This window comes from Sphingomonas faeni, assembly GCF_040407505.1.
Taxonomy (GTDB): domain Bacteria; phylum Pseudomonadota; class Alphaproteobacteria; order Sphingomonadales; family Sphingomonadaceae; genus Sphingomonas; species Sphingomonas faeni_E.
Genome location: NZ_JAPZPQ010000013.1, coordinates 40,801 through 49,649, shown reverse-complemented (window position 1 = coordinate 49,649; position 8,849 = coordinate 40,801). Strand labels below are relative to the sequence as shown.

Below are 8,849 nucleotides of genomic sequence, written 5' to 3'. Positions count from 1 at the left end.
CCACCACTGCTTGGCGGGGGGGGGGGGGGGGCGCCCCCCCCCCCCCCCCCGCGGGGGGGGGGGCCCCCCCCCCGGGGGGGGGGGGGGGGGGGGGGGGGCCCCCCCCCGCCAAGCAGTGCTCCACCCGGAACAGCCCCTCACCCCAGCCCTCTCCCCGACGGGGAGAGGGAGCAGCAGAAGAAGCTGAAGAAAAAAGAATGTTCACCCGCGAAGGCGGGTGCCCAGTCTGGGTCCCCGCCTTCGCGGGGACACAAGCTTTGGTTTGGGACGCCTTTACCCCCATGCACCACCCCGGCGAAGGCCGGGGCCCAATTGGGGGACGGTGATAACGGGGTGGCATCTTCCGTTACGCCGACCTTTCCAATTGGGCCCCGGCCTTCGCCGGGGTGGTGCAATTCGCCGGGGTGGCGCGATGTGTCAGGGAGCGAACACCGCCCCCAAAATCAAAACGTCGCGCTCGCCTCATCCTCCCCCATCATCGCCTTCCTCACCAAAGGAATCGGCGGCCCCCCATAACTCAAGAACTGATCATGGAACGCCTTCCAGGCCTTCCGCCCACCCCGCGTCGCAGTCCAATCCGCCCGCAGTTTCCGGATCATCAACTTACCCATAGTATAATTCAAATAAGCAGGATCATACGTCCCCCGCGCCGCCTGCTGCTTCGCATTCCCCTCGTCCTGGTAACATTCGTCGACGAACATCCGGAACGACTGTTCCTGCGTCATACCCTTCGCATGCATGCGGATCGCGGACAGGTACCGGCAATCCCGCAGCAACGCGTTAGAGATCTGCCCGACATGCGTCTCAGGATCGCCGTTGTTGAGCCCAGCCTCCCACATCATCTCCTCGGCATAATGCGCCCACCCCTCGGCAAACGCATACCCCACGAACAGCCGCCCGAAGAGCGACGGCGAGCGGTTCGCATGCAGGAACTGGACGAAATGCCCCGGCATCACCTCATGCACCGACGTGAACAGCAGGTCGTTCTTGCCCGGCACGAACGCGTCCTGCACCGCCCTGGTCCAGCTCGGGTCGGGCGGCGAGATATAGTAGATCGACGGCACGCCCTTATCGAACGGCCCCGGCGGATCGATATACGCCGAATTCTGCCGGTTGTACGGCGGCGATTCCTCGACCAGCGCCTGCTCGATCCCCGGGATCGTCACCAGGTCGTGATCCACGACGAACTTCCGCAAGCCCGGGATCTGGCGCCGCGCCTCCGCGACCGGGCCACCGACTGGCTTGTTCGCATTCATCTTGGCGATGCACGCGACGATCGTCTGCCCCTTGGCGAACAGACTACAAGCTTCCGCCAGCGCCGCCTGGTTGCGCTTCAAATCTGCGACACCCGCCGCCTCGAGCTGATCGAGCGGCGTATCCACGCCCTCGGTCGCCGACACCATCCGCGCGAACCGGTCCGCGCCCAGCGCGAAATCCTGCGTCGCGGTTGCCCGCTGACCCTCGGTCCATTTGGCGAGATCGCGCATCGCCACCGACGCCGCCTTGGCCGCATCCACCAGCCGCTTCTGCGCGGCATCGTCCTTCACGCCCGCGAACGCCTTCACCGCATCGCCGGTGTAATAGTCGGCGAACCCGTTGAACCCCGCCACCCCGATATTGACGAAGCTCAGCGGCATAGGCGTCTTCAGGTTCGCCTTGATATTGCCTGTCGCCGCCGGGATCTTTTCGAACAGCGCCGTCAGCGCCTTCATCCGCTGTGCCGGCGTGCCATAGTTGCGCGCGACGTACACGTTCGGATCGAGCCCGGCGCTGATGTACCAGGTCAGGTTCGTATGCGGCTGGTCGGCGTCCTCCAGCCAGAACAGTTTCGCCTTGGCGACCTGCACCAGATAGTCGCGCTCGAACGCCTCGGTTGGCTTCAAATCCTTGAACGCCCCCGCCTTGTCGATCGCGCCATGCAGGAAGTCCGCCTGCCGCTTCAGCCCCGCCGCGCTCCAGTCGCCCAAGCCGCCGTCATACTCGTGCTTGCCCTGATAGACCGCGTTGGCCGGATCGATCTTGAACCAGCCGTCGATGAAGCCATCGCGGAACCCTGCCCAGTCGCTTTTCGCGGCGGACGAAGGCGCAGCGGGTGCCTGTGTAGTGGAAGGAGCCTTTGCAGGGCCGCACGCGCTCAAGGCCAGGACCGCGCCGAGCGCCGTCGTCAAAAGTCCGATCCGCATCCTGTCTCCACCTCTCGATTCGTCTGGCGCCATGCTGCCAGTCGAAGCTTCGGTACGCCAGCGTGCGGAACGGCGCGCACGATGAGCCGTTGAGCGTGCATCTGCAAAGACAGACCGGAGACTTGCATGCCCTACGTAAAAACCCGTGACGGTACAGACATTTACGTCAAGGACTGGGGCACGGGTCGCCCGGTGATCCTGACGCATGGCTGGCCGCTCAACGCCGACAGCTGGGACGCGCAGGCGATGGCGCTCGCCAATGCCGGCTTCCGCGCGATCGCCTACGACCGCCGCGGCTTCGGCCGCTCGAGCCAGCCCTGGACCGGCTACGACTACGACACCCTGACCGACGATCTGGCCGACGTCATGGAAACAACCGGCGCAAACACCGACGCGACGATCGTCGGCTTCTCGATGGGGGGCGGCGAGATCGCGCGCTACATGAGCCGCTACGAGGGCAAGGGCGTGGTCGCCGCCGGGCTGATCTCGTCGGTGGTGCCGTACATGCTCAAGACCGACGACAATCCTGACGGCGTCGACGAGGAAACGCTCGCCAGCATCGGCGCGAACATCGAGGACGACCGCCCGGCGTTCTTCAAGACCTTCCTCCAGCAATTCCTCGGCGTCGGTTTCATCACCTCGCCGGTCAGCGACGAGGTTGTCGACTGGGCATGGAGCTTGGCGATGCAGGCGGGTCTTCACCCGACGCTGGAGTGCGCCAAGGCGTTCGGTCACACCGATTTCCGTCAGGATCTGGCCGCCTTCCGCGTCCCGACGCTGGTCGTCCACGGGACGAGTGACAAGACGGTCCCGATCGACGCCACCGGCCGCGCCGCCGCCAAGGGCATCGCGGACTCGCAGCTGGTCGAATATGACGGCGCCCCGCACGGCCTGACGATCACCGAAAGCGATCGCTTCACCAACGATCTGCTGACGTTCCTGGGTCGGTAACCAATTCCCTCTCCCCCTGGGAGAGGGAGGGAGGCGCGCTTGCGCCGGAAGGGTGAGGGTGAAGGGCGATCATCACCCTCACCCTTCCCACCGCAAGGGCGGCGGGCCCCTTCCCTCTCCCGACGGGAGAGGGAGTTCAATTGCCCAGCGGAACGATAACCTCGTCCGGATGCGCGACGTTCAGCTCCTTGCGAACCATCTCGTCGACCATATCCGGGTTCGCATGATCCGGGTTCAGCAACGCCACCCGGTTCTTCAAGACCTCACGCTTGCGATCGAGCGCGGCATAGTCCTGCTCGCGCTTCGCAAGCTGGCGCTTGTAGTCGCCATACGCGAACATCCCGTTCGGCCCGAGCACGGCATACGCGCCGAAGAACGCCATCAGCGTCAGCCCCAACGCCGGCCAAGCGGCCTTGCGCATCGTCTTCCGCAACTTGCTGGTCTTCGTCGTCACGCGTGCCATGTCGTCCTCCGGTACTCGCGCCCTGATCGGTCGATCACTCCGGACCGATCAAATACTTATACCCTCATACACCCAACCGTCATTCCCGCGAAGGCGGGAACCCATAGTGGCAGGCCGAGCAATAGAAACGCGACCGTTCGAGATTATGGGTCCCCGCCTCCGCGGGGATGACAAGAATTGGATTTCGAAGGGGCTATACCGTCACCCCCCGATCAGGATGTCGCGACCCGCATAACGCGCAGCATCGCCCAGTTCTTCCTCGATCCGGATCAGCTGGTTGTACTTCGCCAACCGGTCCGAGCGCGCAAGGCTGCCCGTCTTGATCTGCCCGCAGTTTGTCGCGACCGCCAGATCAGCGATCGTCGCATCCTCGGTCTCACCCGACCGATGCGACATCACCGCGGTATACTTCGCCCGCTGCGCCATCGACACTGCCTCCAGCGTCTCGGTCAGCGTGCCGATCTGGTTGACCTTCACCAGCAGCGAGTTCGCGATACCCTGGTCGATCCCGCGCTTCAGGCGCTTCGGGTTGGTCACGAACAGATCGTCGCCGACCAGCTGGACCTTGTCGCCGATCAGGTCGGTGAGCGTCTTCCAGCCCTCCCAATCGTCCTCGCCCATGCCGTCCTCGATCGAGAAGATCGGATAGCGCCGCGTCAGGTCCGCGAGATATTCCGCCATCTCGGCACTCTCGAGGATCCGGCCCTCGCCCGAGATGTCGTACTTGCCGTTCTTGTAGAACTCGGTCGCCGCGCAATCGAGCGCGAGCATCACGTCCTCGCCGGGCTTGTACCCCGCCTTCTCGATGCTCGACATGATGAAGTCCAAAGCCTCGGTCGTGCTGCCGATGTTCGGCGCGAAGCCGCCCTCGTCGCCGACGCTGGTCGACAGGCCCTTCTCACTCAGGCCCTTCTTCAGCGTATGGAAGATCTCCGAACCACAACGCACCGCTTCGAGGATGTTCGACGCGCCGACCGGCACGACCATGAATTCCTGGAAATCGATCGGGTTGTCGGCATGCTCGCCGCCGTTGATGATGTTCATCATCGGCACCGGCAGCAGATGCGCCTGCACGCCGCCGACATAGCGGTACAGTGGCAGGCCACGCGCTTCGGCGGCGGCCTTGGCGACGGCGAGGCTGACGCCGAGGATCGCGTTCGCGCCCAGCCGGCCCTTGTTCTCGGTGCCGTCGAGCTCGATCATCGCGCGATCGAGATCCGACTGGTCCTCCGCGTCCATGCCGAGCACGGTGTCGGTGATCTCGTCGTTGACCGCATCGACCGCCCCATCGACGCCCTTGCCGCCCCAACGGGTCTTGTCGCCGTCGCGGCGCTCGACCGCCTCGTGCGCGCCGGTCGATGCGCCCGACGGCACAGCCGCGCGGCCGAAGCTGCCGTCTTCGAGCAGAACGTCGACCTCGACGGTCGGATTGCCGCGGCTGTCGAGGATCTGGCGTGCATGAAGGTCGATGATTGCGGTCACGTAACGATGCTCCTACAAATCCCGGTGCCGGGTCGTTCGCGCCGCCTCTACCGTCTCACGCCATATCGGGCAATCGCGCGGACATCCGAGAATAGTGTCGTGCAATCGCGCGACGGTTCGGGAACCGTGCTCCAACGACGGTGTTGAGGGCGTAACAATTCTGAAAGGGACCGTCATGGCCGACTCCAGCGTAAACGACACCGTCAACGACCTGAAAACGACCGCGAACGAGGTCGGGACCGAGCTCAGCAAGACGATCGATAACGGCGATGTCTCGGCCAAGGCCGGCGACGCCAAGCAGGCAATCAAGGACGGCGCGAACAAGTACACCGCGCAGGCGACCGACAAGGTCCGCACCTTCGCCGAGGACGGCAAGGCACGCGCGAGCGGCGCGCTGGAGCAGGTCGCGCAGTTGCTGACCGACGCCGCCGGCCAGGTCGATGAGAAGCTGGGCTCGCAGTACGGCGGCTATGCCCGTAGCGCGGCCGACAGCGTATCGGGTTTCGCCGATCAGGTGAAGGCGAAGGACATCGACGAGCTGTTCGACGACGCGCGCGAACTCGTGCGGAAGTCGCCCGCGATCGCGGTGGGTGCAGCAGCTGCCATCGGCTTCGTCGTCGCGCGGCTGGTGCAGTCGGGCGTCGATGCCAACTCGAAGGTCTGACGTCTTGGTCGATCCACTGACGTTCGCGACCGGCGAGAACGAGAGCCTTGCTTCGATCGTCGGTCGCCTGGCGACCGAGACGAAGAGCCTCGCGACCGCGGAAGTCGCTGTCTACAAGGCGAAGTTCGGCGAGACGGCGAGTGCTTACAAGTCGGCCGCGATGTTCTTCGCGGTCGCAGGCGTGCTGGCTTTGGCCGCACTGATCGCACTGCTGGTCGGTGCGATCTTGACGGTGGCGACGCTGGTGGGGCCAGGATGGGCGACCGCCATCGTCGTGGTGGCCGTCCTCGCAGTGGCGGCGATCCTGGCGATGATCGGCAAGTCGAAGCTTCAGACGAAGAGCGAGCCCGTATCATGACATCCGCCAAAGTCGCCGCCGCAGAGATCGAATCGGCCCTCGCCCGCCAGCGCGTCATGATGACGCTAGGGCAGTTGCAGGACCGGCTCAATCCGCGGAAGCTCGCGCTGAACGCCAGCCGCGACGTCGCCGATGCCGGCACTGCCGCGCTCAGCGCCAGCGTCGAGACGGTGAAGCGCAATCCGGGACCGACTGCGGGGTTCGCCGCGGTCGCTGGACTGTTCCTCGCGCGCCACCGGATCGTCGGACTGTTCCGCCGCGGACGGTGATCGCCCTGACCACGGTCACAATATTGAAACCTAGAAGTCCCGGCTCGCGTTGAACCCTCATCGCATTGAACGGCGAGCAGCTTGCCACCAGAAGGACATTTCCATGACCGACGCAAAGACCACTGCCAACGAAGCCGCCCACGAGACCGAGAGCCGCCTGCGCGAAGGCCTCGACACCGTCCGCGAGACCGCATCGAAGGTCTATCATGACGCCGGCGACAAGGCCTCGGAGGTTATCGAAGTCTCACGCGAGAAGACCAAGTGCGTCGTCAACAACCTCGAATCCAACCCGCTCGGCATCCTCGTCGGCGGTCTCGCTGTCGGCGCGCTCGCCGGTGCGCTGCTCCCGCGTTCGGCACGCGAGAAGGAACTGCTCGCCCCCGTCGGCAAGCGTCTTAGCGAGACGCTCGTCGCGGCGACCGCGGCAGCCAAGGACGCAGGTCGCTCGGAACTTGGCGAGCTCGGCTTGACCAAAGAAAATGCGCGCGATCAGGCCAAGGGCTTGCTCGAGGGTATCGTCAAGGCCGTCACGACGGCCGGTACCGCAGGTGCGAAGGCGGTTTCGCAAAAGCCTGCCGTTTGAGAAGATAGGGCGTCTAAGGGTTCAAACCGCGGGTCGAACACGCTAGGGAGGCGGCAACCCCCTCCCTAGGAAAGCAAGCGCATGAGCAAGCTCCACCTCGTATTCGGCGGCCGCGTCAGCGACCCGCGCACCCTGGATTTCAACGATCTGAGCAAGATCGAATTCGTCGGCGTATTTCCCGACTACGCCAGTGCCGAAAAGGCCTGGCGTGCTGCGGCGCAGCGTACCGTCGATGATGCCGAGATGAAGTTCGTGGTGGTGCACCTGCACCGCATGCTCGAACCGAACCTAGGCGCGAGCGTAGCCTGAACTACTCCTGAGCCGTCATTCCCGCGGAGGCGGGAACCCATACTGGCTAACGGCGCGATGTAATCGCAACGGCATAGTTTATGGATCCCCGCCTTCGCGGGGATGACGGATTTGGGCATACCAGCCTGACGAGCAAGTTCGCATGAAGCGTGGCCACTTATCCCTCTCCCATCGGGGAGAGGGAGAGACGCCGAAGGCGGCAATGGGGGAGGGCACGCCAAGCAGGACTATGGCTACGAGCTCGTGCGGTCTCGCCAGATCGCGGCGCAGGCAGTAGCCATCCTCCCCTCCCCGTTCGTGCTGAGTAGAGACCGAGTAGGCTCCGCAAGGAGCGTATCGAGGGCTCGTATCGAAGAACAGGCCCCGAGCGCCAACTCATCCTTCCATACGCCGCTTCGACAAGCTCAGCAGCTACTCAGGACGAACGGGGCGGCCGCCTAAGCAGCCCGATAATGCCAAAGCAACAACGGCCGAGCCAGCACCAGCCCCGCCAAGAACCCGCCGATATGCGCGCCAATAGCAATAGGCCCGCTAGCCCCAACCGAAGCCCCAAACCCGGCCAGCCCCATCAGCAACTGGATTCCGATCCACGCGGCGGCAAGCCAAACCACATGCACGACCCCAGCCGGCACCGGCCCGATCGCCTGCGCCCGCCGCTCGCCATACAACAGCGCGTACGCTCCAACGACCGCCGAAATCGCGCCCGAAGCGCCAATCATAGGCGCGGTAGACTCAGGCCCGAAAGCCCAATGCCCCGCCGCCGCCGCATACGCACCCAGCACATACAGAACGACCAACCCGACCGTCCCCAGCGCCTTCTCGACGAACTGCCCGCAATACACCAGCATCACGAGGTTCAGCGCGATATGCGCCCAGCCGCCGTGGATCAACGTCGCGGTCAGCGGCGTCGCCCAAGACGGCACGACGAACATATGCTCGCTCGGAATACCCAGATCGGTCATCCGCAAAGGAATGAACCCGGCGTTCACCGCCCAATACCCAAGCGACCCGCTCAGCACCAGAAATCCCGAGACGATGACCGTCACGATCGTGATGATCGCCGTCGCCCGCGTCTCGAAAAAATTCATAAAGCTCAGATGAACTCGATCTTGGAGACGACGTAGTAACGCTCGCCAGCCGGCACCGTGACTTCGACCTCTTCGTCGAGCTTCCGACCGATCAGCCCACGCCCCAGCGGCGAATTGTACGAGATCCGCCCGGTTTTCGCGTTAGCCTCGGTCTGGCCGACGATCTGATACTTCACCGGCTTGTCGTTCTCGTCGAGCAACGTCACCGTCGCGCCGAACACCACTTTATCGCCCGACAGGTCCTTCGGGTCGATGATCTGCGCGCGCGACAGCTTGTCCTCGATGTCGGAGATCGATGCCTCGACCTGGCCCTGACGCTCCTTCGCGGCATGATATTCTGCGTTCTCGCTCAGGTCGCCGTGCGCGCGCGCCTCTTCGATCGCGTCGACGATCGTCGGACGTTCGGCTTTCAGGCGCTTCAGATCCGCGCTCAGCGTCTCATAGCCTTCCTGCAGCATCGGCATCTTTTCGACGGTCGCCATCATCTCGTCCCCAAATC

The 8,849-nt window shown here is 64.4% G+C and carries 11 protein-coding genes; 6 read left to right on the top strand and 5 right to left on the bottom strand.

What is annotated here, in order from left to right:
* Nucleotides 1-443: 443 nt before the first annotated feature.
* On the bottom strand, nucleotides 444-2,183 hold the full coding sequence (locus O6X71_RS20880) for a DUF885 domain-containing protein (protein ID WP_353467571.1): 1,740 nt from the start codon (nucleotides 2,181-2,183) through the stop codon (nucleotides 444-446).
* A gap of 126 nt (nucleotides 2,184-2,309) precedes the next feature.
* Here O6X71_RS20880 and O6X71_RS20875 point away from each other — a divergent pair, with 126 nt between their 5' ends.
* On the top strand, nucleotides 2,310-3,134 hold the full coding sequence (locus tag O6X71_RS20875) for an alpha/beta fold hydrolase (protein ID WP_353467570.1): 825 nt from the start codon (nucleotides 2,310-2,312) through the stop codon (nucleotides 3,132-3,134).
* A gap of 136 nt (nucleotides 3,135-3,270) precedes the next feature.
* Here O6X71_RS20875 and O6X71_RS20870 read toward each other — a convergent pair whose 3' ends face one another.
* A complete protein-coding gene (locus tag O6X71_RS20870) occupies nucleotides 3,271-3,597 on the bottom strand; it encodes an FtsB family cell division protein (protein ID WP_055878455.1) in 327 nt (108 codons plus the stop codon).
* A gap of 201 nt (nucleotides 3,598-3,798) precedes the next feature.
* Nucleotides 3,799-5,079: a phosphopyruvate hydratase gene (gene eno, locus O6X71_RS20865; RefSeq protein ID WP_107961796.1), complete on the bottom strand. Its 1,281-nt coding sequence runs from the start codon at nucleotides 5,077-5,079 to the stop codon at nucleotides 3,799-3,801.
* Nucleotides 5,080-5,254: 175 nt separating this feature from the next.
* Between eno and O6X71_RS20860 the strand changes: the two genes are divergently transcribed.
* The 5 genes from O6X71_RS20860 to O6X71_RS20840 all read left to right on the top strand — a co-directional run bounded on the left by O6X71_RS20860 (nucleotide 5,255) and on the right by O6X71_RS20840 (nucleotide 7,262).
* Entirely contained in the window at nucleotides 5,255-5,743 is a 489-nt protein-coding gene (locus tag O6X71_RS20860; protein ID WP_056062308.1) for a hypothetical protein, read from the top strand.
* Between the two features lie 4 nt (nucleotides 5,744-5,747).
* Nucleotides 5,748-6,101 (top strand): phage holin family protein, encoded by a 354-nt coding sequence (locus O6X71_RS20855; protein ID WP_353467569.1) that lies wholly within the window; start codon nucleotides 5,748-5,750, stop codon nucleotides 6,099-6,101.
* A complete protein-coding gene (locus O6X71_RS20850) occupies nucleotides 6,098-6,370 on the top strand; it encodes a hypothetical protein (RefSeq protein WP_056486297.1) in 273 nt (90 codons plus the stop codon). The genes O6X71_RS20855 and O6X71_RS20850 overlap by 4 nt, the downstream gene beginning before the upstream one ends.
* Nucleotides 6,371-6,473: 103 nt before the next feature.
* Complete coding sequence (locus O6X71_RS20845; protein WP_353467568.1) at nucleotides 6,474-6,953, top strand: hypothetical protein; 480 nt, start codon at nucleotides 6,474-6,476, stop codon at nucleotides 6,951-6,953.
* Nucleotides 6,954-7,034: 81 nt separating this feature from the next.
* Nucleotides 7,035-7,262 (top strand): DUF4170 domain-containing protein, encoded by a 228-nt coding sequence (locus tag O6X71_RS20840; protein WP_353467567.1) that lies wholly within the window; start codon nucleotides 7,035-7,037, stop codon nucleotides 7,260-7,262.
* Nucleotides 7,263-7,699: 437 nt separating this feature from the next.
* Here O6X71_RS20840 and O6X71_RS20835 read toward each other — a convergent pair whose 3' ends face one another.
* Nucleotides 7,700-8,350, bottom strand: coding sequence for a rhomboid family intramembrane serine protease (locus tag O6X71_RS20835; RefSeq protein ID WP_056486305.1), 651 nt, complete (start codon nucleotides 8,348-8,350; stop codon nucleotides 7,700-7,702).
* A 5-nt stretch (nucleotides 8,351-8,355) separates the two neighbouring features.
* Nucleotides 8,356-8,832: a transcription elongation factor GreA gene (greA, locus tag O6X71_RS20830; protein WP_056052861.1), complete on the bottom strand. Its 477-nt coding sequence runs from the start codon at nucleotides 8,830-8,832 to the stop codon at nucleotides 8,356-8,358.
* Nucleotides 8,833-8,849: the final 17 nt, after the last annotated feature.